Origin of the sequence: Spirillospora sp. CA-108201 (genome assembly GCF_050936235.1) — a bacterium.
Lineage (GTDB): Bacteria > Actinomycetota > Actinomycetes > Streptosporangiales > Streptosporangiaceae > Spirillospora.
Genome location: NZ_JBNJNE010000001.1, coordinates 2,176,872 through 2,202,328, shown reverse-complemented (window position 1 = coordinate 2,202,328; position 25,457 = coordinate 2,176,872). Strand labels below are relative to the sequence as shown.

The following is a 25,457-nucleotide window of genomic DNA, read 5'->3' as shown; positions in this document are numbered from 1 at the left end:
TCTAGACCGAGACCGCATAGTCTCCGCCAGATCGTCACTCCGCCAGGGCGTCCACTTGCGCCTCCAGCGGCACGGGCGCGCCGAGGCGGTTGTCCACGACCGCATGGGGCACCGGAGGCGGGGTCTCCGGCAGCATCCGGGCGACGAACGCGTCGAACGCCGCCAGCTTGCTGGTGTCGCGGGGTGATGCCCGCGACTCCAGCCGGTGCCGGAGGGTCGCGGCGTCCGTCCGGATCCAGACGAGGCGCACCGGCGGCCCGCCCAGGGAGGCGACCCACGCCGTCCAGCGCGCCGCGTCCCGGATATGGCCGGTGAAGGGTCCGCTCAGCAGCACCGGGCAGCCGTGCGACCGGATCTCCCGGGCCGTGGCCGTCATCCCCGCGTACTCGTGCGGCTTGACGTGCTCGTCGTACCAGGGGCCCTCACGCTCGCCCGGATCGCGGGCGAACGCCGCGAGCGTCGCCTCCACGAACGGCCCGAACATCGTGTCCTTGTCCAGCAGCGCCGGAACGGGACGCAGCCGCCGCAGCAGCAGGTCCGCGACCGTGGACTTGCCGGAGCCGGGCGGCCCCGCCACCACCCGGACCGGGGCGGGGCTCACGTCGACAGGCGCAGGCGGCGGGTCGCCAGCCGCTCGATGCGCGCCTCGTCGATCTCGTGGCCGAGGCCCGGCTGCGTGAGCGGGACGCCGACGACGCCGCCGGACGAGCGCACCGGCGGCGTCACGAACACCGGACCGCCCGCCGGGTCGGACACGTCGCTCGGCAGCGTGCAGCCCGGCAGGGCCGCTAGCGCGACCGCGGCGGCCTGCCCGATGCCGAACGCGCCGCAGCCGCTGCACCACACGTCCCATCCCGCCGCGTAGGCGAGGTCGTGGGCGCTGCGGGCCGCGGTCAGCCCGCCGAGCCGGTCCAGGCGCAGGTGCAGCGCGCGGCCGGCCTGCAGTGACAGGGCCGCGTCCAGGGTCTCCAGGTCGCCCACGTCCGGGGCCACGGCGGTGCCCACCCGCGCCTGGAGCCGGGCGTGCGCGGCCAGGTCGCCGCCGGGGAACGGGCGTTCGATCGCCGCCAGGCCGTAGGCGTCCAGCGCCTCCAGCACCGCGAGGTGCTCGGGCGACTCGGTGTAGGCGTGGCCCGCGTCGGCGACGAGAGCCAGCGCCGGGTAGGCCTGCCGGATCGCGCGGACGGGCTCGACGTCCCATCCCGGCCGGACGTCCAGCGTGACGCGGGTGTGGCCCGCTCCAACGGCCTTGTTGACGCGGGCCGTGACGGTGTCGAGCGCCGGCTCGGGGGAGATGCGCGCACCGGTCACGATCGAGGTGCGGGTGCCGCCGAGCGCGTGCGCGAGCGGCAGCCCCCGGGTCCGGCACCACAGGTCCCAGCAGGCCGTGTCGACGGCCGCCGCGGCCTCGCGCGCGCCGAGGTCGGCAGCGGCGGACACGTCCTCGGGCCGGTCCCAGTCGAGTCCGATCAGGGCCGGCCCCATGCGCGTCTCGATGTCCGCCCACGCCGCGCCGGGATCCCCGGCCCCGTCCCGGACGGCCATCTCGCCCCAGCCGACCGCGCCGTCGCCGGCCAGGCGGACGAGGACGCTCTCCGGCCGCCGCCCGCGCGGCATCGCCACGCGGAAGGCGTCGCAGCCGTGGATCCGAGGCACCGCACCAGCCCTTCGAAGTAGGGGTCCTTCCTCAATGATCCCCCCTCCCCGGACCGGGAAGGACAATTCACGCGGGTCAGGACCGCCGCGGCGGGACGGGCGCCGGCCGCGGGCCGGGCCGGCCGGTCAGGGGCAGCTGCTCTCCAGCGACACCGGCTTGGAACTGGGCTTGGAGGGTTCGCCGCCGTCCTGCCCTTCGGGCGACGCGGTGGGAGAGGCGCTGGGGGAGCCGGTGGGAGACGCGCTGGGCGTGCCGCCGGGCTTGGCGCTGACCTGGCGCGGATCGCTGTTGACGGCGTCGGCCGCCAGGCTGCGGATCTTGCCGAAGTCCGGGTTCCCGGTGTAGATCAGCGGCGGGACGAACTGCAGGCTCCTGATCTGCGCGCCGTTCTTGACCCGGTTCGACAGCTTCATCAGCGCGGGCAGCAGTTCCTGCGGGATGTCGGTCGACAGCGTCCGCTTGGCCGCCGCGGCGAGCTTGTCGAAGCTGGTGAGCACGGTCTGCGGGTCGGCCTGCTCGGCGATCGCCCGCATGAGGCACTTCTGCCGGCTCATCCGCACGTAGTCGCTGCTGTTGGTGCGGGAGCGCCCGTACCAGAGGGCCTCCTTGCCCTTCAGCGTCCGGTACCCCGGCTGCAGGACGCCTCCCTGCAGCCCGTACGGGATCGGCTCGGTGATCTTGAGCTTGACGCCGCCCATGGCGTCGACGATGTCGGCGAAGCCGAACATGTCGACGAGGATGTAGTAGTCCACGTGCAGGCCGAGGACGCCGGCGACGGTGGCCTTCAGGAGCTCGGGGCCGCGGCGCTTCTTGGCGACGCCGGGCACCACGTCCGGGTGGTTCTCGGCGTACTCGTAGACCTCGTTGAGCAGGCCCGGGTTCTGCGGGCCGTCGCCGGTGAAGCCGTAGGGGAACCGGTCGCGGGCCGGGCCGGGCGGCATCGGGAACCGTTCGAGGTTCCGCGGCAGGCTCAGCAGCACCGTGTCGCCCGTCTTGGTGTCGACGCTGGCGAGCGTCACGCTGTCGGTGCGCACGCCGGTGCGGTCGGCGGCGGAGTCGCCGCCGAGCAGCAGGATGTTGACGCGCGGCTGGCCGTTGAACGGGTCCTTGGTGTCGACGGGCTTGCCGTTCTCGCTGCCCGTGCGGAAGATGCTGGTCAGCGCGTCGCGGTACACGTAGGTGCTGTGCGCCGACCACGCCACCGGCACCGCGACCGCGAAGCACATCACCGCGACCGCGGCCGCGCCGAGCGTCCGGGCGCCCGCGGCGAGGCGGACCGGGCGCAGCAGCAGGTAGGAGCGGACGACGACGAGGATCCACAGCACGCCGAGCGCGACGATCGCGGCGGAGGTCCGCTGCAGCACCGCGGGCTGGACGGCGTAGTGGACCAGGTCGGAGCGGTAGACCGTGGCGGCGGCCGCGAGAGCGGCGAGGATCGCCGCGTACAGCGCGAGCAGCAGCCCGCCGGCGATCCGGCGGCCCGTGACGAAATGCGCGACGCCCCAGACCAGGGCGGACGCGAGCGTCAGCGCCAGCGCGCGAGGGAGACCCCCGGCTCCGCCGGAGGCACCCTCATCGTCCCTGTTCCGGGCACGCCCTTTCGGCGACCGACCCATGTACGCTCCGATTCCCACCCACAGTGAATTAAGCCTCGGCTCACATTATGGACGCGTCGAACCGGGCAAAGGTTGCGTAAGAGTCGATCGCATGCGAGCGGGTGTGGCCTTTGGTGCAGATCGTCAGGATAGTGAATCCACCGCCCTCAGGGGACTCAGACTGATGATCACGTAGTGGGCAGGGCGCGAACGCGTGGGCGGCCGTCAGCGGTGGAACGATCACCAGCAGGCAGAAGACCGACACGGTGGTGCCGCCGGCGAGCCGCCAGAGCGGTGACAGCCCGTCCGGAAGCAGCACGGCGTAGGAGTGGACGATCAGCCCCGCCCACAGCGCGGCGACGACCACGCAGCCGGCCGTCAGCACCGCCGGCCACGCGGGCCGCGCCGCCGCGTGCAGGAGCAGCGGGCGGCCGTGCCCGGCGGCGAGGGCAGCCGCGGTCAGCGCCAGCGCCTGGACGGTCAGCAGCGCCGCGCCGAGCCGGACGCGACCGGCCCGCAGGTGCGCGATGCCCGGCAGTGCCGGGGACACCGCGGCGATCAGCAGCGCCTCGGCCAGCCCCCGCAGCGCCGCCTCCCGCGCCCGGCGCTCCCGCTCGCGGTCCCGGACCGCCGGACCCGGCGCGTGTCCCGGCAGCCTCCGCGTCCCGGCTCCGGCCGGCCCGCCGTCGACCATGCTGCGCCCCCTTCAGGGGACGGAGACCCCTCTCCGTTCCCGACGTAAGAGAGTGCAGGTCAGCCGGGGGATCGGGGGGCGAAGGCGGCGGCGTGTCGCGAAAAGCGGGGACGCCCGGCGATCCGGCGGGCGTCCCTTTACCAGCTGCTGGACAGCGGCTTGCCCTCGGCGTAGCCGGACGGGCTCTGGATCCCGAGCACGGCGCGCTCGTGGAACTCCTCCAGGGTCCGCGCGCCCGCGTAGGTGCAGGAGCTGCGCAGCCCCGCCACGATCGAGTCGATCAGGTCCTCCACGCCGGGACGCTGCGGGTCCAGGTACATCCGGGAGGTGGAGATGCCCTCCTCGAACAGGGCCTTGCGGGCCCGGTCGAAGGGGGAGTCCTCGGCGGTGCGCAGCCGCACGGCGCGCGCGGAGGCCATGCCGAAGCTCTCCTTGTAGAGCCGCCCGTCCGCGGCCCGCTGCAGATCGCCCGGCGACTCGTAGGTTCCGGCGAACCACGAGCCCACCATCACGTTCGCGGCGCCCGCCGCGAGCGCCAGCGCGACGTCGCGCGGGTGCCGGACGCCGCCGTCCGCCCACACGTGGCGGCCGAGCCGGCGCGCCTCGGCGGCGCACTCCAGCACCGCGGAGAACTGCGGGCGGCCGACGCCCGTCATCATCCGGGTGGTGCACATGGCGCCGGGGCCGACGCCGACCTTGACGATGTCGGCGCCCGCCTCAATCAGGTCCCGGGTGCCCTCGGCGGTCACCACGTTGCCGGCGACGACCGGGACGGCGGGGTCCAGCGACCGGACCGCGGCGAGCGCGCTGATCATCTTGTCCTGGTGGCCGTGCGCGGTGTCGACGACGAGCAGGTCGGCGCCCGCCTCCAGCAGCGCCCGGGCCTTGCCGGCGACGTCGCCGTTCACCCCGACCGCCGCGGCGACGCGCAGCCGGCCCCGGGCGTCCACGGCCGGCCGGTAGAGCGTGGCGCGCAGCGCGCCGGTGCGGGTGAGGACGCCGGCGAGGCGGCCCTCGGCGTCCACGACCGGGGCGAGCCGGTGGCCGCGCTCGTGCAGCCGGTTGAACGCCTCCCGCGGGTCGACGCCGGCGGGCAGCGTGACCAGGTCGCGGGACATGATGTCGCGGAGCTGGGCGAACCGGTCCACGCCCATGCAGTCGGCCTCGGTGACGACGCCCACCGGGCGGTCGTCCTCGACGACGATCACGGCGTTGTGGGCCCGCTTGGGCAGCAGGGCCAGCGCGTCCCCGGCCGTGCCGGCGGGGTCCAGCCGGATCGCGGTGTCCACGACCAGGTCGCGGCCCTTGACCCAGTCGATGACCTCGGCGACGACCTCGACCGGGATGTCCTGCGGAAGCACCGCGAGGCCGCCGCGCCGGGCGGCGGTCTCGGCCATCCGGCGGCCGGACACGGCCGTCATGTTGGCCACCACGAGCGGGACGGTCGTCCCGCTGCCGTCCGAGGTGGCCAGATCGACCTCGAGGCGCGAACCCACCGACGAGCGGCGGGGGACCATGAAGACGTCGTTGTAGGTGAGGTCGTGAGCGGAACGCTCACCGTTCAGCAGGTGCACGGCAGTACTACACACCAATCGCGTTCGCAGTGGCTGGGCCACCGTACATTGTCAGCCATACCCGGCCATGCTCCCGCCGGGGCCGCCGGCCGGACACCCCGGACCGGCCCCGCCGCCGCGGACAGCGCCCGTGACCAGGGGTGATGACACTGTGTCCCCGGAGGGCGTCGAGTGTCGTCTCCCACCGTCTTCCCGCCTCCTTGCAGGCATAACGAAAGTGGACTCGTGCACCTGGTGGAAAACGGTGCAACGTGAGGCTTGGCTCTCTGTAAAGTTACCTCTTGACGTAACTGCGCCCCCGATGCACTTTTCTTACATGTGCCTCGCGCGGACGGCGGATCCGCCGTAGGGGGTGGGTCAGAAGAAACCGGGAGAAGCGCATGCAGGTCACGCACGTGGACCCGGTCGGCCATGCCCGCCCGCGCCGCGGGCCGTCCGGGCCGGGCGGCGATCGCCGGAGCGGTCACGGCCGTCCGGCGCGTCCGCCGCCGGGCGCGCGCCGCGCCGTACGCGCGACGCGAACCCGGCAGCGTTGCGCTTTCGTACTGGTTTCTGTGGCATTTGAAACGTCGCCGCCCGGAACCGGTCACCGACGCATCGACGGCCGCCGGGCAGGGCGAACACGAGCAAGATCAATATTTGACGTCATACCGTCCTGAAATGGAATGATCTTGCAGTTGCTGGCAAAACGATTCATCACATGTCGAGGAGGAGAGCCGTGCTGGATGCGGTCGACGCCGTGCTCGTCCGCGAGCTCCAGCGGGATGGCAGGGCGACGTTCCAGGCGCTGGCCGATCGCGTCGGGCTTTCCCGCACGGCGGTGCGGGCACGGGTGCAGCACCTTCTCGAGACCCAGGTCGTCCGCGTCGTCGGCATCGTGCACGCCGCCGTCGTCGGCGCCGAGGCGATCGGGCACGTGTCGGTCACCGTGGCCGGGTCGGCGAGGGAGGTGGCCGAGGCCGTCGCCGAGCGCGCCGCCGTCAGCTTCGCCGCGCTGACCGCCGGGCCGTACGACCTGGTCGCCCAGGTGCGCACCCGCGACGACGCCGCGCTCGCCGCCGAGGTGGACCACATCAGGTCCGTCGTCGGCGTCCGCGCGGCCGAGGTGTTCCGGTCGGTGTCCACCGTGCGCGACACGCACGCGGTGGTGCGCGAGCTCGGCGAGGTCACCCTCGACGACATCGACTGGCGGCTGCTGCACGAGCTGCAGCGCGACGGCCGCGCCCCCTACACCCGGCTCGCGCACGTCATCGGCCTCTCGCAGGCCGCCACCCGGGCCCGGGTGGTCAGGCTCATGCGCACCGGGGTCATCCAGGTGACCGGCCTCGCCGACCCCCTGGCGCTCGGCGCCGCGGAGCTCGGCGGGTTCGGGCTGGTGGTGACGGGCGGGCTGCGCAAGGTCGCCGACGCGGTCGCCGCGCAGGACGGCGTGCGCTACCTGGCGACCGGCTTCGGCCGCTACGACATCGTCGGGCAGGTCGAGGCGGCCTCGCGCGCCGAGCTGGTGGCGGTGCTGGACGCCATCCGGTCGGTGACCGGGGTGACGGTACGGGAGTCCTGGCACCACCTCGACGTGGTGAAGGAGTCCTACGCCGTCCAGCTGCCCGAGCAGCCCCTCAACGGGGCGGTCTGAACGCGGCCCGCACTCCGGCCACGGCGCGACCGTGGCCGGGGCGCGGCCCCGCTAGTCGCGGCTGAGCGCGACCTCCTCCAGGTCCAGCTCGTGCATGACGCGGGAGAGGACCTCGTCGTCGATGCGGCGCTCGTCCCGCATCCGCACGAAGACCTGCCGCTCGGCCGTCAGCATCTCCCGCCGCAGGCGCCGGTACGTCGCCGTCGGCACCTCCTCGCCCTCGGGGCCCGTCCCGCCCCCGAGCCGCTCCCAGGCGCGCAGCTGCCGGTGCTCGGCGAGTTCGCGGAGCCGCTCCACCACCGACGCGTCGAGCCGCTCCTCGGAGTTCAGCTCCTCCAGGCGCTCCAGCGAGGCCTGCGCGGCGGCGTGCTGCGCGCCCGCCAGGGCGACGGTGTCGGCGTAGCGCTCCCCGTCCCCGCCGATGCCGAGCGCGCGGATCAGCAGAGGGAACGTCAGCCCCTGCACCAGCAGCGTCCCGAGGACGGTCGTGAAGGTCAGGAACAGGATCAGGTCGCGTCCCGGGAACGGCCGGTCGCCCGAGGCGAGGAACGGGACGGCGAACGCGGCGGCGAGGGAGACCACCCCGCGCATCCCCGCCCACGACACCACGACCAGGCCGCGCCAGCCCACGTTCGGCAGGGTCCGCTCCCGGCGCGACAGCAGGCGCGGGACCTGCGAGGCGGGGAACACCCACACGAACCGCGCCACGACCGTGACGGCGAACACCGCGGTCGCCCACCAGGCCAGCTCCTGCCAGCTCCGTCCCGACATCTCGTGGACGATCGGCGGCAGTTGCAGTCCGATCAGCAGGAAGACCACCGACTCCAGGAGGAAGACCATGACCTTCCAGAAGGAGTGCCCGATCAGCCGGGTCACCGCCGCGGACTGGGTCTCCCGGTTGCCCAGGTACAGCCCGCTGACCACCACGGCGATCACCCCGGAGGCGTGCACGCTCTCGGCGATGAGGTAGGCGGCGAACGGCGCCACCAGGGCGACGCCGTTCTCCACCAGCGGGTCGTTCAGCCGGGTCCGGAGCCAGTGCAGCGGCGGTCCGAGCAGCAGCCCGACCGCCGCGCCCACGACGGCGGCGAACAGGAAGCGGCCCACGCCGTCCAGGAGGGTGAAGCCGGCGCCCGTCGCCGCGATCAGCGCCACCCGGAACGCGGTCAGCGCCGTCGCGTCGTTGAACAGGCTCTCCCCGACCAGGACCGTCACCGTCCGGCGCGGCAGGCCGAGGCGCTGCGCGATGCTCACCGCCGCGACCGCGTCCGGCGGCGCCACGATCGCGCCGAGCACGAACGCCGCCGCCAGCGGCAGGCCGGGAACGATCAGGTGCGCGACGTAGCCCACGGCGAACGTCGTGAACAGCACCAGCCCGACCGACAGCAGCCCGATCGACCAGACGTTCTCGCGCAGGTTCGTGAACGAGCTGTTCCACGCCGCCGAGAACAGCAGCGGCGGCAGGAACACGAACAGCACGAACTCCGGTTCGAGTTCGAACTCCGGTACGCCCGGGACGAAGGAGAAGGCCAGCCCCGCGATCACCAGGACCAGCGGTGCGGACAGGCCGATGCGCCGCGCTCCCGCGGCCACCATCAGGGCGCCGACCGGTACGGCCAGCAGCCAGAGTGCGTGCGTCGTTCCCACCCGCCGAATCATGGCATGACCGGGCGGGACCGGTATCGCGCGGGCGGCCCGGCCGGCGAGGGGGCCGGACCGGGGGACTGGCCGGCGGGCGCGGTCAGCGGGGCGGGGCCTGCGTGGCGAACGTCAGGAAGTCGCGGGCGGCGGGCGGCAGCCGCCGGTGCGCGTGCACCAGGCCGATCATGCGGGTGAGCGGCGGCATGAACGAGCGGACCGTCACCCCGTCGGTGTCGTCGATCTGGTTGCGGTACCAGAGTAAGGAGCCACGCCCGGCGCGGACCCAGCCGAGCCAGGAGCCCCGCTCGTCTGACTCCACCGCGGCGACGGGCCGCGCGCCGATCCGCCGCAGCATCGTGTCGATCTCCGCGCGGCGGGCGCTGCCGCGGGCGGGCAGGACGAGCCGCATCCCGTCCAGCGCGGCCGGCGGCACCGGCTCGCGGACCTTCAGCGCCGGCGGGGAGATCAGCACCACCTCGCGCTGCTCGAACGGGTGCGCGGTCATGTCGCCGGGGACGGGCAGGTCGGTCAGCGCCAGATCGGCGCGGCCTCCGCGCAGCACCGCCGCGATCTGGTCGCGGTCCGCGCAGCGGACCACCCGGACCCGCACGGCCGGCTGGTCGCGCGCGAAGCGGGGGATGAGCCCGCCGGTCAGCTCCGGTTCCAGCGACGCGGTGACCGCGATGCGCAGCTCCGCGCCGCGCCCGTCGGCCCGCGTCACCGCCAGCCCCTCGATCGCGTCGACGGCGTCCAGCGCGACCCTGGCCTGCCGGACGACCTGCTCCCCGGCGGACGTGAGGACGACGCCGCGGCCGGACCGCGCGAACAGCTCCAGGCCGAGTTCGCGCTCCAGTTCGCGTACGGCCCGCGACAGCGCGGGCTGGGCCACGTAGAGGGCTTGGGCCGCCGACGTCATCGTGCCGTGGTCGGCGGTCGCCACGACATAGCGCAGCTGCCGCAGATTCATGCACTGACCGTATGACAACGAACCGCTCCGGTCCTGGACATAGCCGGATTCGGACCGGGAATCAGTGGACCGGTCCGGTGACCGGACTCCGGGCTAGGGCCTCGCCCCGCCGGGGTGTTCGGCCGGGACGGCCTCCGGTTCGGGCTGCAACTGCGGCGCGCCGACCCCGCACTGCCGCCGGCATTCCGGCTCGACCGGTGCCCCGGACGGCGTGCGCAGCGCGTCGTCGCCGACGGTGAGGAAGGACAGCACCGCCCCGAGCGCCAAGAGCGCGGCACACGCGACCATCGCCAGCCGGAACCCGTGCGAGAAGTCGGCGGGGTTGTCGAAGGCGTCGCCCGTCAGCCCCGCCAGCGGCGGGATCGCCGCCACCGCCAGCAGCCCGGCCGCCCGCGCCACGGCGTTGTTGACGCCGCTGGCCACGCCCGCGTGGCGGACGTCGGCGGTGGCGAGGACGGTGGCGGTGAGCGGCGCGACCACCGCCGCCAGCCCCAGCCCGAACACCACCACGGCGGGCAGGACGTCCCGGACGTAGGAGGTGTCAGCCCCGATCCGGCCCACCAGCAGCATGCCGAGGGCCGCCACCAGCAGCCCCACGGTCATCGGCAGCCGCGGGCCGATCTTCTGCGCGAGCGCGCCCGCGCGCGCCGACAGCAGCAGCATCAGCACGGTGACCGGCAGCAGCGCCGTCCCGGCCTGGATGGGCGAGAACCCGCTGACGACCTGGAGGTTCAGGACGAACAGGAAGAACAGCACGCCCATCGCGCCGTACATGATGAACGTGACGACGTTGACGGCCGAGAACTGCCGCGAGGCGAACACGTCCAGCGGCAGCATCGGCTGGGTCGCCTCCCGGGCCGCACGCGCCCGCCGCCCGCGCAGGCGTTCGACCAGGACGAACGTGACGGCCGCAGCCACACCCGCGATCGCCGCCGCGGCGATCACCGACGGGGCCGCGCCGCCGCCCGGCGCCTCGGTCAGCGCGTACGTCGTCCCCGCCAGGGCCAGTGCCGCCAGCGCCGCGCCGGACACGTCGAAGCGCCCGTGCGCCCGCGGGTCGAAGCTCTCCGGGACGTGCCGGACCGCGACCAGGACCACGACGGCGGCGAGCGGCACGTTCAGCAGGAACACCCACCGCCATCCGGCCGCCTCCACCAGCCAGCCGCCCACGAACGGGCCGATCGCGCCGGCGACGCCGCCGAGGCCCGACCAGGCGCCGACGGCGCGGGGGCGGTCGTCGGCCGCGAACGACGCCTGGATGATCGCCAGCGAGCCCGGGGTGAGCAGCGCCCCGCCCACGCCCTGCAGCGCCCGCGCGACGATCAGCGTTCCGGTGTTCGGCGCCGCGCCGCACATCACCGAGGCGACCGCGAACCACACCACGCCGACGAGGAAGATCCGGCGGCGCCCGAACCGGTCCCCGAGGGAGCCGCCCAGCAGGATGAACCCCGCGAGCGTGAGCGTGTAGGCGTTCACCGTCCACTGCAGGTCGGCCATGTCGGCGTTCAGGCTCCGCGCCAGCTTGGGCAGCGCCACGTTCACGACCGTGGAGTCGAGCAACGCCACGCTCGACCCGAGCACCGTCGCCAGCAGGATCCAGCGTCCGGGCCGGGTGCCCAGCCGCACATCCGGCATCAGACGATCAGTTCGTCGACGAAGCACCAGCGCCAGTCCTCGCCCGGCTCGAACGACCGGACGATCGGGTGCCCCTCCTTCTGGAAGTGCGCGCCGGCATGGCGCATGGGCGAGGAGTCGCAGCACCCGACGTGCCCGCAGCCCAGGCAGAGCCGCAGGTGGACCCAGCGTGTGCCCTCGCGGAGGCAGTCCTCGCACCCCTGCGGGGTGTTCGGTGCCGGATCCTCGACCGGAAGGGACTGCACGTGCTCACATGTGGCCATACCTGAATCGTGCCACGACCGTGGTAACCGGGTTACCAATGGTCGGGGCTGAACGGCTCGTCCTCGGGACGCGCCGACCGCGACAGCAGCCGCAGGTCCGACTCGACCATCATGGTCACCAGCCCCTCGAAGGTCACCTCGGGCTCCCAGCCGAGCTGCTCGCGGGCCTTCTTCGGGTCGGCGCACAGGAGGTCGACCTCGGCCGGACGCGTGTACTTGGCGTCCAGGACGACGTGGTCCTGCCAGTCCAGGCCCGCGGTGCGGAACGCGAACTCCACCAGCTCCCGCACCGACTGGGTCTGGCCCGTCCCGATGACGTAGTCCTCCGGGGAGTCCTGGGCCAGCATCATGCGCATCGCGCGGGCGTAGTCGCCCGCGTAGCCCCAGTCGCGCCGGGCGTCCAGGTTGCCGAGGCGCAGCTCGGTGGCGAGGCCCAGCTTGATGCGGGCGGCGCCCAGCGACACCTTCCGCGTCACGAACTCGGCGCCCCGGCGCGGCGACTCGTGGTTGAACAGGATCCCGCTCACCGCGAACATCCCGTAGGACTCGCGGTAGTTCTGCGTGATGTAGTGCCCGTAGCTCTTCGCCACCCCGTAGGGGCTCCGCGGGTGGAACGGCGTCTTCTCGTTCTGCGGCGTCTCGCGCACCATCCCGAACATCTCCGAGGACGACGCCTGGTAGAAGCGGATCTGCCCGTCGCCCGGCGTGCGGGACGGGCTGATCCCCGACACCACCCGGATCGCCTCCAGCATGCGCAGCACGCCCATCCCGGTGACCTCGGCGGTCAGCTCGGCCTGCTGCCACGACATCGGCACGTAGGAGATCGCGCCCAGGTTGTAGACCTCGTCGGGCCGCACCCGCTCCACCGCCGAGATCAGGCTGCCCTGATCCAGCAGGTCCCCGGTGGTGATCTGCACGTCGCCGATGTGCTTGCGCAGCCGCGACACATGGGGGTTCGCCTGCCCCCGCACCAGGCCCCAGACCTCGTAACCCAGCTCAAGCAGATGCTCGGCCAGATACGAGCCGTCCTGTCCGGTGATGCCGGTGATGAGTGCTCGCCTGGACAGCGGATCCTCCATGGCTGAAATAGGTCCGACGCGGGCCCGCCGCGGGCCGATATCCGCAGCGAGCGTGATTTATGAGGTTACCGACCAGGCCACGTCCATGACGAGGGAGGGCGCGGTTTGAACCGAATTCCCTTCTGGTTCGCCCACATGCCCACCACTCCGTGTCGGCCCTGAGCTGCCCGACCCGACTCCGCCCGCTCCACCGGAACCCTGCGATGACGGACCCTCGCGATCGCGTCCGAAGGCGGTTTCGAGCCTGCGAGAAACCGATCGCGCAGCGAGCCCCCTGGGCGAGCCGGAGCGATGCAGCGATCGCCCGCAGTGTTCTGGTGTCCGGTGCCCCCAAGGCGCCGGACACCAGAACACTGCAATCACGACACAGCTGATTCGCGTTGGCGGGCGCGGTAGGCGGCGACGTGCATGCGGTTGCCGCAGGTGCGGCTGTCGCAGTAGCGGCGGCAGCGGTTGCGGGACAGGTCCACCAGGACGCGTGAGCAGTCCGGCGCCTCGCAGGTGCGCAGCCGGTCGAGCTCGCCCGCCGCGACCACGTAGGCGAGCGCCATGCCGCAGTCGGCGGCCAGGTGCTCGCCGACGGGCGCGCCCGGGGCGAAGAAGTGCACGTGCCAGTGGTAGCCGTCGTGGTCCGTCAGGTGCGGCGTGGTGCGGACCTCGCCGACGATCTCGTTGATCCGCCGCACGGCGGAGGGGACGTCCCCGGAGCGGAACACCGCGTGGAATCGGCCGCGCAGCTCCAGGACGCGGGCCAGGTCGGCCTCGGTGAGGGCGCCCACGTCGCTGAACTCGTTGCGGTCCACGAACTCCCGCAGGCCGGGCAGCCCGCCGAGCTCCTCCGCGCCGGACGCCGCGGCGCTCGTGTTGATCAGGTCGACGACGACGGCGAGCGCGTGCTCGGTGTCATGAGTGAAGATCACGATGACTCCAGTCTCGGGGGACCCGGGCGGTCGGGTGCCCGGCGGCGTCGCCGGGGCCGGAACGCGGCCCGTGGCCCCCACCCTATGACGGGGACGGCGCACGTCGGCGCCCACCCCGCCAGGACGCGCTGGCGTCCACGGCGCCCCCTGGCGAACGGAACGTTCCATCTCGGTGGCCCCTCCCGCGACTACCGCGCCGCTTTCCGGCAAGGACCATCGCCGTGGAGGAGGACCGGCTGTTCATCGTCTTCCTGGCCGTCGCCGTCGTGGTCCTGCTGGCCCGCGGGCTGGCCGGGCGGCTGCGCGTGCCGGACGCCATCGTGCTCGTCCTGCTCGGCATGGCGGCCGGGTTCGTGCCCGCGCTGCCCGCGACCGTCGTTCCGCCCGAGGTGGTGCTGCTCGGCTTCCTCCCGCCGCTGCTCTACCACGCGGCGTTCTTCACCGCCCCGCGCGAGGCCCGTGCCGACGCCGTGCCCATCTTCACCCTGGCGTTCGGCCTGACCACCGTCACGACCGTCGCGGTGGCGGCGACGCTGCACGTCCTGGTGCCGGACGTCGGCTGGGCGGCCGCGCTGGCGTTCGGCGCGGCGGTGTCGCCCACCGATCCGGTGGCGGCGACGGCGGTGATGCAGCGGCTGGGCGCGCCGCCGCGGATGGTCACCATCCTGGAGGGCGAGAGCCTGATCAACGACGGCGCCGCGCTGACGGTCTTCGGGCTGGCGGTCGAGGCGCTCGGCACCGACTTCACCGTGGCGCACGGCGCGGCCCGGGTGGCCCAGATCGTGCTGGGCGGCGTGGCCTACGGGCTGGTCGTCGGCTTCGTCGTCCGCCGGATCCGGCGCTGGAACGACGACCCCGTCAGCCAGATCATCGTCTCTCTCATCACGCCCTACGTCGCCTTCGTCCCCGCGGACCGGCTCGGCGCGTCCGGGGTGCTCGCGACGGTCGTCGCGGGGTTCTCCATCGGCACGCACGGGGAGGGCTTCCTGCAGCCCGCCTCGCGCCTCGCCGGCACCACGTTCTGGCGGATCCTCACCTTCCTGCTGGAGTCGGCGCTGTTCGTCCTTCTCGGGCTGGAGATCCGGGAGATCGTGCGCGCGCCGGGCGGCCGGACCTGGGGGACGGTCGCGGCGGTCGCGCTCGCGGTGTCGGCCGTGGCGATCGCCGTCCGGCTGCTCTGGCAGCTCGTCATGGGATTCGCCGGCATGCGCGGGGCGATCTCGCTGGCCATCGCGCTGTCGCTGCCCATCGGCCTCGGGAGCGAGCGCGGGCTGCTCGCCGCGCTCGTCGTGCTGGTCACGCTGGTCGGGCAGGCGCCGCTCCTGCCGGTCCTGCTGCGCCGCCTCGGGCTGATCGAGCCGGAACGGCGGCGCGCCGAGGCGATGCTCGCCCGCAAGGCGGGGCTCCAGGCCGCCCTGGCCAGGCTGGACGAGCTCGCCGAGGAGGAGGACGTCGACGACCAGACGGCCGAGGCGTTCCGGCAGATGCTCGAACTGCGGCTCGAACGCGTCCGGTACTTCCTGGACCTGGACCGGGAGGGCGGGGAGAGGCCCCGCCCGCCGGACAGCCGGCGCGTCCGCACCGAGCTGGTCGGCGCGCAGCGCGCCCGGCTCCAGGTGCTCTACCGCAAGGGGAGGATCGGAGCGGAGACGCTCCGCGAGATCGGGCGGGAACTCGACTTCGAGGACCCCGTGGCGTTCAGGAAGCCGCCCTCCTGACGCCGGTACCGCCGTCCCGGCGGGGCGTCAGCGCTCGTAGTGGGGGTCGGCGACGACGGGGTAGTAGGCGTCGGTGTGCTGGATGCGCATCGTGACCACCGAGCCGTCCAGCGTGTAGTCCGCCTTCACCTGGCGGAACATCGAGTCGCTCGCCCACGGGTTGTACAGCCGCCCCACCGTGGCGCCGTACCGCAGGTGCACGACGTCGTAGCCGCCGGACGGCATCGACTCCAGCGCGAGCCCGTCGGCCAGGGAGACGGCGAACCGGAACTCCGTGGGCGCGTCGGGGCCGTGGATCACCGTGAGCAGGCGCACCCCGCCGGCCGTCGTCTGCGCGACGATGTCGGTGTCGACGTCCACGCCGACGAACACCCGCAGGCTCGGGCGCAGCACCTGGGCGACGGTGTCGGACGCCGCGACGTCGATGCCGAGATGGATCCGCTGCCCGTCCCTGGTCGGCACCCACACTCCCTCACGGGCGCGCTGCCCCCAGGCGACGTCGGGGTTCTCCATCTCCTGGGGCTCGTTCTTGCCCCGCGCGACCAGAATCCTGGAAGCGGCGCTCATCGCCGCGGCAGCCCCGTCCCGTGCATGCCTCATGGCGGGCCCCCTCGCCTTCTTCCATCATCGCGTGACTTCGCGCTCGTCCTGGGTTTACCACGGGCGGAGCGGACAGGACCCCCGATGGCCTGCCACTGGTCGATTCGCGACGTTCGCCCCGTGCGTCGTTGGACCTTACACCACGCTTATACGCGCCGGTCGGGCCGGGCGCAGATCCTTTTCCCGGCTGGTCGCGGCGCTGTGACGGTGCGCGCCCGGCGGTTCACGCAGCGGTCCGCGGACCGCCCGGCGACCGGGCGGCCCGCGGACCGCGTCCCCCCCTCAGACGAGCGCCGGCTCACCCACCGTGACGCTCGCCGACAGGTCGGCGAGGACCTCGCTCAGCCGGTCCAGGGCTCCCGCGATCCACGGCAGGGAGGCCGGGGCGGGGGAGGCCAGCGCCGCGAGGCGCTGCTCGTCGTCCTCTCCGTAGAGCAGGCTCGGCGCCACCCGCATGCGCAGCGCCGTGGCGGCGTCCCCGAAGGAGCTGCCGGGGAGGACGCCCACTCCGTAGCGCTCCAGGAGGAGGTGCGTGAGGTCGGCGCCCGTGCGGATGCCGTGTCCGGCCTCCAGTTCCTCCCGCAGCGGGTCGAAGTCGGGATAGAGGTAGAAGGCCGCTTCTGGACGCACGACCCGCGCGCCGGCCGCGGCGAACCGGTCGGCGACCGCGCCCGCGACGGCGGCGTGCAGGCGCCTGCTGCGGTCGACGTGCTCGACCAGCTCGGGGGGCTCGGCGAACGCGAACGCGGCGGCGTGCTGCATCGGGGCCGGGGCGCTGGTCCAGATCTCGCTGGCCACTCCGAGCAGGCTGTCGCGCAGCGCCCGGCCGAACGGCCCCTCCGGCAGCCGCGCCACCCCGATCCGCCAGCCGCCGGCCGCCAGGCTCTTGCTCAGCGCGGTCGTGACGACGGTCCGCTCGGGCGCGTACCGGGCCGGGCTGGGCACAGTCCCTCCCGGCGCGTGCACCAGGTCGCGGTAGATCTCGTCGGAGATGACGACCAGATCCTGCTCGCGCGCCACCGCGCACAGGCGCCGGACGGTGGCCTCCGAGGCGATGGTCCCCGTCGGGTTGTCGGGCAGCGTCACCACGACGGCCCGCACGTCGCGGCCCCGGGCACGGGCCCGGACCACCGCGTCCGCCAGCAGCGCCGGGCTCGGGACGCCGCCCTCGCCCGGAGGGGTCGCCACCCGGATCGGGTCCAGGCCCGCCAGCGAGGCCTGCGCCGCGTAGCTCACCCAGCTCGGCGCGGCCACGACGACGTCGCCGCCGAGCGCGGTCAGCAGGGCGAACAGCAGCGGTTTGCTGCCGGGGCCGGCGACGACCGTGGCCGGGTCGGTCGGCAGCCCGCGGCGGGCCCAGTAGCCGGCCGCGGCGGCGCGCAGCGCGGCGCTCCCGGCGACCGGGCCGTAGCCGCCCCGGCCCGCGGCCGCGCCGAGCTCGCGGGTCAGGGCGGGATGTATCGGTATCCCGGCCTCCCCGAAACCGAGGGGGAGCACGCGCTCGCCCCGCCTGCGTTTGCGCGCCAGGGCTTCGTTGACCGCGAGCGTGGCGGACAGGGGGACCGGGCGCGGCTCGAACGACAGCGGCCGGACGCCTGAGGGCTGGTTATGGGGCATGAGAACTCCAAAAGGGCATGACTGATTCACGGTGGGTAATCGTGGAATCCCCGTGTGTTGCGACCCGGCCGGGTTCGCCTAACTCTTGCCCGCATCTAGCATCATTACAAGCGAGTCTCACCGATGCTGACCGTAAGGTGGCCTTATGCTAGAGCTGCGCCGCCTGCGGCTGCTCGCCGAGTTCGCCCGCCGGGGAAGCATCGCCGCCACCGCCGCGGCCCTGGGCTACACGTCGTCGGCCGTCTCCCAGCAACTGGCCGCCCTCGAACGCGAGGCCCGCGTCCCGCTGCTGGACCGGACGGCCCGCAGCGCGGAGCTGACCGACGCCGGGCGCCGCCTCGCCGAGCGCGCCGAGGAGATCCTCGGCCTCGTGGAGACGGCCGAGGCGGAGCTGTCCGCCCAGGCCGACGCGCCCATGGGCCGGGTCGTGGTCACCGCGTTCCCGACCGCGGCCGTCGCGTTCGCCCCCGCGCTGGCGAACAGCCTCGGCGACCATCCCGGGCTCACCTTCGTGCTGCGGCAGACCGCGCCCGGCACCGGCATCCGCCAGGTGCAGAACGGCGAGGTCGACATCGCGCTGATCGACGACTGGACGGGCAAGGTCCCCGACCAGTCGCCCGCGGCGCTGGAGTTCTTCCATCTGCGCCGCGACCCCCTCGTCCTGGTCGTCCCGGAGACCCACGCCATGGCCCGGCCGGACCGGCCGGTCGACCTGCAGCAGCTGCGGGAGGAGCCGTGGATGGCGGCCCCGGCCGGCGAGCCGTCGCGGCAGGCGGTCGAGCGGCTTCTGGACACGGTCGGCGGCGCCCGGCCTGTACCCTGGGAGTTCGAAGGCCTCCACACGATCCTGAGCCTCGTGGCCCGCGGCATCGGAATCACCGCGGTGCCGGCGCTGGCGCTCGCCGCAGGCGACCAGGGCGTGGCGGTCCGGCGCATTCCCGAATGCACGCTGGCCCGGGAGGTCTATGCCGTGACTCGTACCGCCAGCGTGCGCAGGCCGTCCGTGGCGGTCACGCTCCGCGCGATCTACGCGGCCGCGAAAGAGGTCCAGCCCACGACGCCCGAGTCCTGAAAAGGCTTTGGGGATACCCGGAAGATGTCCGCGGTGACCTCTGCCCGAAACCCGGAAACAAATCGGGAAGACAGGGGCGAACCTGGCCGCATCCGGCCTTGATTCGCACTACATGGGTAACGGGGTCGAACTAACAGGTAAACGGCTGCGCGGGGACAGATCCGTCGAAACAGGACGGCCGCGCGCGGATCATCACGTACGGTGGGGCGAATCGTGAGCACATCCGAGACCATGCAGACCGATCGGGGAGCGCAGCGCTCGATGGAACGACCGGCGAACATGACCGCGGAAGAACCGCTGGGCCTGGTGCGGGCGCCGAAGCCGCAGGACGGCGAGGAGCACGCGGGCGGCCACCACGTCTTCGAACTGCCGCGGGTGACCGCGCTGCTGATGCACGCGCTCCCGCGCTTCGTCGAGGGCGTCATCGCGCCCGTCGCGGTCTTCTACGCCGCCCTCATGCTCCTCGGCCTGAACGGCGCGCTCGTCGCCGCCGTCGCCTGGGTGTACGGCGGGATCGTCTACCGGTACGTGCGGGGGCACCCGGTGTCGGGGATGCTGATGCTCGCCGCGGTCGGGGTCACCGTCCGCGCGGTCCTCGCCGCCGCCACGCACAGCGCGGTCGTCTACTTCCTCCAGCCCACCCTCGGCACGCTCGCCGTCAGCATGGCGTTCCTCGCCTCGGTGCCGCTCCGGCGCCCGCTCGCGATGAAACTCGCCAAGGACATGGCGCCCATCCCCGACGCGTTCTACAAGAACGCCCGGGTCCGGCAGTTCTTCCTGCGCATCTCCCTGCTGTGGTCGGCGGTGCTGCTCACGAACGTGGCCGTCAGCCTCTGGATGCTCTTCAACGAGTCGATCAGCATGTACCTGTGGATCCGCACCGGCATCGTCGCGGGGCTGGGCGCGATCGGCATCGCGGTCTCGGTCTGGGGCTTCAAGCGCGTGGTCGGCCACGTCAACCGCGAGCCCGCGCCGGCGGCCGCTCCCGCGGCCGTCTGATCCGGCACTTCGCCCCCTTTGTCCCTTGTGACCCCCATCTGGCCAGCGAATCTTCGCTCATGTCCGAACCTGGGCGTGATTCGAGACGTCTCCATCCTTAGATAGATTTCACCTACACGGGGTGAATGTTTGAGGTTGGGGGAGTCAGTGGTGACAAAGGGTCGGTTGGGACCTGTGGTGGCCGGCGGGACGGGAGCGCTGGCGCTGCTCGTGACCGGCTGCTCGATCGGGGGCGAGGGCAAGCTCGCCTCGGGCGGGTCGGACACGGCCGTGACCATCACGCCGGCGAACGGGACCGCCCAGGTCAAGCCGGACGGGACGATCGAGGTCAAGGCCTCCGGCGCGAAGCTGCGGAACGTCACCGTCCAGGGCGGCGGCGCCGCGATCTCCGGGGACTACGGGGACGGCCGCAAGACGTGGCGGTCCACCCGCACCCTGACCCCCGGGACGTCCTACACGGTCACGGCCCAGGCCGGCGACGGCGGCAAGGCCCGCACGGTCACCAGTTCGTTCACGACGCTGAAGCCCGCCGAGACGCTGTCGATCACGGACGTCACGCCGAACCTCACCGGGGAGAAGGTCGGCGTCGGCATGCCGATCTTCGTCCGGTTCAACCGGCCCGTCGCCGACAAGGCCGCCGTGGAGCGGACGCTGCGCGTCACCCCGGAGAAGCCCGTCGAGGGCGCGTGGCGCTGGGTCGGCTCCGACCAGGTGATCTACCGGACGAAGACGTACTGGCAGCCGCACCAGACGGTCCGCTTCCAGGCGAACCTCGCCGGGGTGAACGCGGGCGGCGGCGTCTACGGGGCCAAGGACGCGAAGGCGGCCATCAGCATCGGCGCGGCGCAGATCACCAAGGGCGACATCGGCGACCACCGCATGACGGTGACGCGGGACGGCGAGAAGCTGCGCACCGTCCCGTTCAGCGCCGGCAACGGCGAGACGCGGGAGTTCACCACCACCAGCGGCGTCCACCTGCTGATGGAGAAGGGCAACCCGGTCACGATGACGTCCCCCGGACGCAAGGAAGGGGACGCGGGCTACTACAAGACCGTCGTCAACTACGCGGTCCGCTTCTCCAACAGCGGCGAGTACGTGCACTCGGCGCCCTGGTCGGTCGGCTCGCAGGGCTCGGCGAACGTCAGCCACGGCTGCCTGAACGTCAGCCCGGCCAACGCCAAGTGGTTCTACGACACGATGCAGCGCGGTGACGTGATCGACCTGACCGGGACCGACCGGGAGGTCGAGTGGGACAACGGCTGGAGCGTCTGGCAGCTGTCCTTCGACAAGTGGCGGCAGGGCAGCGCGCTCCGCTGAGACGGCTGCCGGGGGCGGGGGGAGACCGACGAAACCTCCGTCTTACAACGCTTTGATCTCGGGCACCTGCAAAAACCCCGGGACATGGCATGATCGACGACTTTTGTCGCTAATGTCACTCAGGTAGACGGCGGGTTCTGGAGGTCAAGGGTGCAGCGGAGGATTTCCGCAGGGGTTCGGGCTGGCGCGGGAATGGCGGGGGTCGTCCTCCTCTTCACGACGGCCTGCAGCGGGGGAGAGAAGGACTCCGGCGTCACGGTCGGGGACAAGGGCGACGCGAGCGTCCCCCAGGTGACGATCAATCCGGGCAACGGCAACACCAAGGCCAAGCCCGAGGACGGCGTCGTCGTCACCGCCGCGGGAGGGACGCTCGAACAGGTCGCGGTCACGCTCAGGGGCAAGCCCGTGGACGGCACGATGGCCGCCGACAAGACCAGCTGGAAGTCGCGCACGCTGCGCCCCGGCGCCAAGTACCAGGTCACGGCGGTCGCGAAGAGCCCCAAGGGGAAGACGGCCACTGTCAACGCCGCGTTCGCCACGTTCAAGGCCGCGAGCGAGCTGAGCATCGTCGACATCACCCCGAACAAGAACGAGAAGGTCGGGGTCGGCATGCCGATCCAGGTGACCTTCAACCGCCCGGTGGCCGACAAGAAGGCCGTCGAGAGCGCCCTCGAGGTCAAGTCGACCACGCCCGCCACCGGCGCCTGGTTCTGGACGAACGACACCACGGTGATCTTCCGTACGAAGAACGGGACCTGGTGGGCGCCGAACCAGCAGGTGACGTTCACCGCCAAGCTGGCGGGGGTGAGGTCGGGCAAGCGGACCTACGGCGTGTCGGACGTCACCCGCGGTTTCCGCATCGGCGACGAGCACATGGTGAAGGTCAGCACCAAGACGCACAAGCTCGTGGCCACCAAGAACGGCAAGAAGATCCGCAGCTGGGGGATCAGCGCCGGCCGCGGCGGCCGCGTCGTCAACGGCGTCGACACCTACCTCACCACCAGCGGCATCCACCTGACCATGGGCAAGGAGAATCCGGCGATCATGACGTCGGAGTGGATGGGGGTCAAGCCCGACGACAAGGCGAACGGCGGCTACAAGGAGGTCATCCCGCACGCGGTGCGGATCTCCAACAGCGGCGAGTACATCCACTCGATGGCCGCCACCACCTGGGCGCAGGGCCGCCAGAACGTCAGCCACGGCTGCCTCAACTCCCCGCCCGCCGCAGCCCGCTGGTACTACCAGTGGTCCTACCGCGGCGACCCGGTGATCATCACCGGCAGCAAGCGGAAGCTGGACCCGCTCAACGGCTGGAGCTACTACCAGATGTCGTGGGACCGGTGGGTGAAGGGCAGCGCCCTCAACCGAACCGTGACCACCGGGTGACGATGACCGGGCCCCGCCCCGGGAACGGCCCGGACACGGCCGTCGGCGATCGGGGACCCGGTGAACGAGCCAGCGCACCCGCTGCGACTGCGGCGCCGCGTCCGGCGCAGGGCGCACCGCGTCCTGCGCCGGACGGCGCTCTGGGCGCTGCGCCCGCTGAGGCGAAGGCGCGTCCCGCCGCCCGGTGACCGGCTCCGCGTCCGCGTGCTGCTGCAGAACGCGCACGGGACCGGCGGGACGATCCGCACGGTGCTGAACCTGTGCGGCCACCTGGCCCGCGACCACGACGTCGAGATCGTCAGCGTGCTGAAGCGGAGCGGGAGGCCGTTCTTCGCCCTCCCCGCCGGGGCCGCGGTCACCTACGCCGACGACGGCCTGGCGCCCCGGGGGCACGCGGCGCGCGTCCTGGCCAGGCTGCCGAGCCTCCTGACACCGGCGGACGAGGCGTCGTTCCGCCACATGAGCCTCTGGACGGACGTGTGCCTGCTGCGGCGCGCGTTCTGGCGCGCGCCGCCCGACGTGCTCATCGGGACCAGGCCGTCCCTCAACCTGCTGGCGGCCGAGCTGGCGCCTGCCGGGGTCGCGACGATCGGGCAGGACCACATGCACCTCGGGGCCTACCGCCCCGCCCTCCGGGAGCAGATCGTCCGCGCCTACCGCCGGCTCGCCGCCGTCACCACGCTCACCGAGGCGGACCGCGCCGAGTACGCGACCGCGCTCGCGGGATCCGCCGCGCGCGTCGTCCGCATCCCGAACGCCGCGCCCGCGCTGCCGGACCGGCCGTCCCGGCGCGTGGACGAGGTCATCGTCGCCGCCGGGAGACTCGTCCACGCCAAGGGCTTCGACCTGCTCCTGCGCGCCTTCGCGCCGATCGCCGCCGAGCGGCCCGGCTGGACCCTGCGCGTCTTCGGCGGCGGGCCCCGGCGCGACCGGCTCCGCGCGCTGATCGACGACCTCGGCCTCGCCGGGCGGGCCGAGGTGCGCCCGCGCACCCGCGACCTGCACGCGGAGATGGAGCGGGCGTCGGTCTACGCGCTGTCGTCGCGCCGCGAGGGCATGCCCATGGTCGTGATCGAGGCGATGGGCATGGGGCTGGCGGTCGTGGCGTTCGACTGCCCCACCGGGCCGGCCGAGATGATCTCCCACGGCCGCGACGGGCTGCTCGTCCCCGCCGGGGACGTGGACGCCCTGACCGCGGCGCTCCGCGCGGTGATCGCGGACCCCGGCCTGCGGGACCGGCTGGGCGACACGGCCCTGCGGTCCGTGCGGGCCCATCACCTGGACCGCGTCGGCCCCCGGTGGTCCCGCCTGATCCGCGACCTCGTCCCCGCCGCCCCGCCGCAGGCGCCGTCCCGGCGGGCGGGGGTCAGCCCGTGACCAGTCCGCGCACGTAGGCGGCCTGGCCCGCGTGCTGGAGGTCGTCGGAGACCACGCTGATCAGCCGGACCGCCAGCGTGACCGGCGGATCCCACGCCCGGTCGACGATCCGGGGCAGGTCGGCGTCGGTGAGCCCGGAGAGGTACCGGACGGTCCCGGCGTGGACGGCGTCGTGGTAGCCCGTGAGCAGGTCCGCCGAGTCGACCTGGACGGCCGCGACGTCGTCCGGGGTGTGGCCGTACCCGGTGTCGGCCGGGTCGAACGGAAGGGCGAACCGGTCGGCCCAGCCGTCCCGCGTCCACACCTGGTCGGTCCCGGCGAGACCGGCGACGTGGTCGTCCTGGATCCGGGTGAGGTGCCAGACGAGCCACGCGATCGAGTTGGCTCCCTCGGCGGGCCGGCGGGCGAGCCGCGGCCCGTCGAGGCCCCCGACCGCCCCGTGGACGACCTGCCGGATCCGGTCGAACGCGTCGGTGAGCAGTTCAGCACTGGTCATTGCTCCGACGCTACCTTGCTCCGGTCGGGGTTCCAGGCCCGGGGGCTCCGGCATCCGGACACGACGTCGGGGGGATTCCGGCGTTCCGCTTGATACTCATTGTGATCGATACGATCCTTGCCGTAGTCGATCGGGGGTCATCCGCCGCGGCACGCCTTCGCCGGCCGGGGCGCCCGTCGGCCACGTCGTGGACGGCGCGCACCGGTGCCGTCGGAAGAGGGGGACCGGGGGTGAACGGCTCCATGTTCGTGCACCAAGGCTGCGTCTATTCCAGCGACGACGACTTCTTACGGATGGCGGTCCCGTTCATCGACGAGGGGCTCCGGCGGGAGGAGCCGGTGCTGGTGACCACCACGCCCGCCAACCTCGGCCTGGTGCAGACGGCCCTCGGGCGGCACGCCCGCAACGTCGACTACGCCGAGTCCGCGTTCTTCGGCCGCCGTCCGCCGCAGCGCGTCGCCGCCTTCACCGGCTACCGGCACCGGCATCCCGGCGCCGCGCGCGTCCGCATCCTCGCCGAGCCCGTGTGGGCGGGGCGGTCGGCCCGGCAGGTCGAGGCGTGGGAGTGCATGGACTCCGCTCTCAACGCGGTCCTGGCCGGCACCGGCATCCACATGGTCTGCCCCTACGACGCCCGCACGCTCGAAACGGAGATCGTCAGCAACGCGCTGCGCACCCACCCGCACATGGTGGACGGCACCGACGTCGCCGCGAGCCCCGGGTACACCGAGCCGGTCGCGTTCGTCCGCGGCCGGGCGGCGCCGCTGGCCGACCGCCCGGACGACGCCGTCACCGTGAGGTTCACCGGCGACCTCGGCCGGATGCGGCACACCGTCGTGCTGGAGACCGCGCTCCTCGGGCTGGCCGGCGAGCGCCTGATGATCTTCGCGGCGGCGGTGGGCGAGCTGCTCACCGTCGTGCCCGGCGCCGGGGGCCGCGGCCCGAGCGTCGCGCTGTGGGGCCGGCCCAGGGAGGTCGTCTGCGACGTCGACCTGCCGGCCACCGCGTGCCTCGATCCCTTCATCGGGCTGCATCCGCCGACGCTCGACCCGCGGCCGGGCGACGGCATCTGGCTCGCCCGGCAGATCTGCGACCACCTCGACGTGCGGTCGGGTCCGCGCGGCACCACGATCCGGCTGCACACCCCCACCCTGCGGGAGTCCGAAGGCGGCGCCGATGCCTGAAACGGCGTTCGCGCAGCTGGCGGGCCGCCGATT

At 73.1% G+C, this 25,457-nt stretch carries 22 protein-coding genes; 8 read left to right on the top strand and 14 right to left on the bottom strand.

What is annotated here, in order from left to right:
- Positions 1 to 34: 34 nt before the first annotated feature.
- The 5 genes from ACQEU6_RS10810 to ACQEU6_RS10790 all read right to left on the bottom strand — a co-directional run bounded on the left by ACQEU6_RS10810 (position 35) and on the right by ACQEU6_RS10790 (position 5,520).
- Complete coding sequence (locus ACQEU6_RS10810; protein WP_499331141.1) at positions 35 to 601, bottom strand: P-loop nucleotide/nucleoside kinase family protein; 567 nt, start codon at positions 599 to 601, stop codon at positions 35 to 37.
- Positions 598 to 1,656 carry an enolase C-terminal domain-like protein gene (locus tag ACQEU6_RS10805; protein WP_499331139.1) on the bottom strand — a complete coding sequence of 353 codons (1,059 nt, stop codon included), beginning with the start codon at positions 1,654 to 1,656 and terminating at the stop codon, positions 598 to 600. Before ACQEU6_RS10805 ends, ACQEU6_RS10810 begins: the two co-directional genes overlap by 4 nt.
- Before the next feature lie 126 nt (positions 1,657 to 1,782).
- On the bottom strand, positions 1,783 to 3,273 hold the full coding sequence (locus tag ACQEU6_RS10800; RefSeq protein WP_499331138.1) for an LCP family glycopolymer transferase: 1,491 nt from the start codon (positions 3,271 to 3,273) through the stop codon (positions 1,783 to 1,785).
- Between the two features lie 40 nt (positions 3,274 to 3,313).
- Positions 3,314 to 3,946 (bottom strand): hypothetical protein, encoded by a 633-nt coding sequence (locus ACQEU6_RS10795; protein WP_499331136.1) that lies wholly within the window; start codon positions 3,944 to 3,946, stop codon positions 3,314 to 3,316.
- Between the two features lie 137 nt (positions 3,947 to 4,083).
- Positions 4,084 to 5,520, bottom strand: coding sequence for a GuaB1 family IMP dehydrogenase-related protein (locus tag ACQEU6_RS10790; RefSeq protein ID WP_499331134.1), 1,437 nt, complete (start codon positions 5,518 to 5,520; stop codon positions 4,084 to 4,086).
- Positions 5,521 to 6,238: 718 nt separating this feature from the next.
- On the opposite strand from ACQEU6_RS10790, the gene ACQEU6_RS10785 reads away from it, so the two are divergent.
- Positions 6,239 to 7,153, top strand: a complete 915-nt coding sequence (locus ACQEU6_RS10785; RefSeq protein ID WP_499331133.1) for an Lrp/AsnC family transcriptional regulator — start codon at positions 6,239 to 6,241, stop codon at positions 7,151 to 7,153.
- Between the two features lie 51 nt (positions 7,154 to 7,204).
- Here the strand turns inward: ACQEU6_RS10785 and ACQEU6_RS10780 are convergent, their stop codons facing one another.
- The 6 genes from ACQEU6_RS10780 to ACQEU6_RS10755 all read right to left on the bottom strand — a co-directional run bounded on the left by ACQEU6_RS10780 (position 7,205) and on the right by ACQEU6_RS10755 (position 13,658).
- A complete protein-coding gene (locus tag ACQEU6_RS10780) occupies positions 7,205 to 8,800 on the bottom strand; it encodes a Na+/H+ antiporter (RefSeq protein WP_499331131.1) in 1,596 nt (531 codons plus the stop codon).
- Positions 8,801 to 8,894: 94 nt separating this feature from the next.
- Positions 8,895 to 9,761 (bottom strand): LysR family transcriptional regulator, encoded by an 867-nt coding sequence (locus ACQEU6_RS10775; protein WP_499331130.1) that lies wholly within the window; start codon positions 9,759 to 9,761, stop codon positions 8,895 to 8,897.
- Positions 9,762 to 9,854: 93 nt separating this feature from the next.
- On the bottom strand, positions 9,855 to 11,396 hold the full coding sequence (locus ACQEU6_RS10770; RefSeq protein WP_499331129.1) for an MFS transporter: 1,542 nt from the start codon (positions 11,394 to 11,396) through the stop codon (positions 9,855 to 9,857).
- Positions 11,396 to 11,641, bottom strand: coding sequence for a UBP-type zinc finger domain-containing protein (locus ACQEU6_RS10765; RefSeq protein WP_499331127.1), 246 nt, complete (start codon positions 11,639 to 11,641; stop codon positions 11,396 to 11,398). The genes ACQEU6_RS10770 and ACQEU6_RS10765 overlap by 1 nt, the downstream gene beginning before the upstream one ends.
- Positions 11,642 to 11,691: 50 nt before the next feature.
- A complete protein-coding gene (locus ACQEU6_RS10760) occupies positions 11,692 to 12,726 on the bottom strand; it encodes a GDP-mannose 4,6-dehydratase (RefSeq protein WP_499340127.1) in 1,035 nt (344 codons plus the stop codon).
- Between the two features lie 371 nt (positions 12,727 to 13,097).
- Positions 13,098 to 13,658, bottom strand: coding sequence for a CGNR zinc finger domain-containing protein (locus tag ACQEU6_RS10755; protein WP_499331125.1), 561 nt, complete (start codon positions 13,656 to 13,658; stop codon positions 13,098 to 13,100).
- Positions 13,659 to 13,879: 221 nt separating this feature from the next.
- Here ACQEU6_RS10755 and ACQEU6_RS10750 point away from each other — a divergent pair, with 221 nt between their 5' ends.
- Positions 13,880 to 15,376: a cation:proton antiporter gene (locus ACQEU6_RS10750; RefSeq protein WP_499331124.1), complete on the top strand. Its 1,497-nt coding sequence runs from the start codon at positions 13,880 to 13,882 to the stop codon at positions 15,374 to 15,376.
- A 27-nt stretch (positions 15,377 to 15,403) separates the two neighbouring features.
- Here ACQEU6_RS10750 and ACQEU6_RS10745 read toward each other — a convergent pair whose 3' ends face one another.
- Both ACQEU6_RS10745 and ACQEU6_RS10740 read right to left on the bottom strand, forming a co-directional pair.
- Entirely contained in the window at positions 15,404 to 15,976 is a 573-nt protein-coding gene (locus tag ACQEU6_RS10745) for a hypothetical protein (RefSeq protein ID WP_499331123.1), read from the bottom strand.
- A gap of 282 nt (positions 15,977 to 16,258) precedes the next feature.
- Complete coding sequence (locus ACQEU6_RS10740; RefSeq protein WP_499331122.1) at positions 16,259 to 17,593, bottom strand: pyridoxal phosphate-dependent aminotransferase; 1,335 nt, start codon at positions 17,591 to 17,593, stop codon at positions 16,259 to 16,261.
- A gap of 145 nt (positions 17,594 to 17,738) precedes the next feature.
- On the opposite strand from ACQEU6_RS10740, the gene ACQEU6_RS10735 reads away from it, so the two are divergent.
- From ACQEU6_RS10735 to ACQEU6_RS10715, 5 genes are all read left to right on the top strand, one after another.
- Positions 17,739 to 18,665, top strand: a complete 927-nt coding sequence (locus ACQEU6_RS10735; RefSeq protein ID WP_499331120.1) for a LysR family transcriptional regulator — start codon at positions 17,739 to 17,741, stop codon at positions 18,663 to 18,665.
- Between the two features lie 213 nt (positions 18,666 to 18,878).
- Complete coding sequence (locus ACQEU6_RS10730; protein WP_499331119.1) at positions 18,879 to 19,664, top strand: VC0807 family protein; 786 nt, start codon at positions 18,879 to 18,881, stop codon at positions 19,662 to 19,664.
- A gap of 174 nt (positions 19,665 to 19,838) precedes the next feature.
- Positions 19,839 to 20,981, top strand: coding sequence for a L,D-transpeptidase (locus ACQEU6_RS10725; RefSeq protein WP_499340125.1), 1,143 nt, complete (start codon positions 19,839 to 19,841; stop codon positions 20,979 to 20,981).
- Positions 20,982 to 21,173: 192 nt separating this feature from the next.
- A complete protein-coding gene (locus ACQEU6_RS10720) occupies positions 21,174 to 22,367 on the top strand; it encodes a L,D-transpeptidase (RefSeq protein WP_499331116.1) in 1,194 nt (397 codons plus the stop codon).
- Positions 22,368 to 22,427: 60 nt separating this feature from the next.
- Positions 22,428 to 23,744 (top strand): glycosyltransferase family 4 protein, encoded by a 1,317-nt coding sequence (locus ACQEU6_RS10715; protein ID WP_499331114.1) that lies wholly within the window; start codon positions 22,428 to 22,430, stop codon positions 23,742 to 23,744.
- Here ACQEU6_RS10715 and ACQEU6_RS10710 read toward each other — a convergent pair.
- Positions 23,734 to 24,240, bottom strand: a complete 507-nt coding sequence (locus ACQEU6_RS10710) for a mycothiol transferase (RefSeq protein ID WP_499331112.1) — start codon at positions 24,238 to 24,240, stop codon at positions 23,734 to 23,736. The genes ACQEU6_RS10715 and ACQEU6_RS10710 overlap by 11 nt on opposite strands.
- 230 nt (positions 24,241 to 24,470) lie before the next feature.
- Here ACQEU6_RS10710 and ACQEU6_RS10705 point away from each other — a divergent pair, with 230 nt between their 5' ends.
- Positions 24,471 to 25,424, top strand: a complete 954-nt coding sequence (locus tag ACQEU6_RS10705; protein ID WP_499331111.1) for an anti-sigma factor RsbA family regulatory protein — start codon at positions 24,471 to 24,473, stop codon at positions 25,422 to 25,424.
- The last annotated feature ends 33 nt before the right edge of the window (positions 25,425 to 25,457 follow it).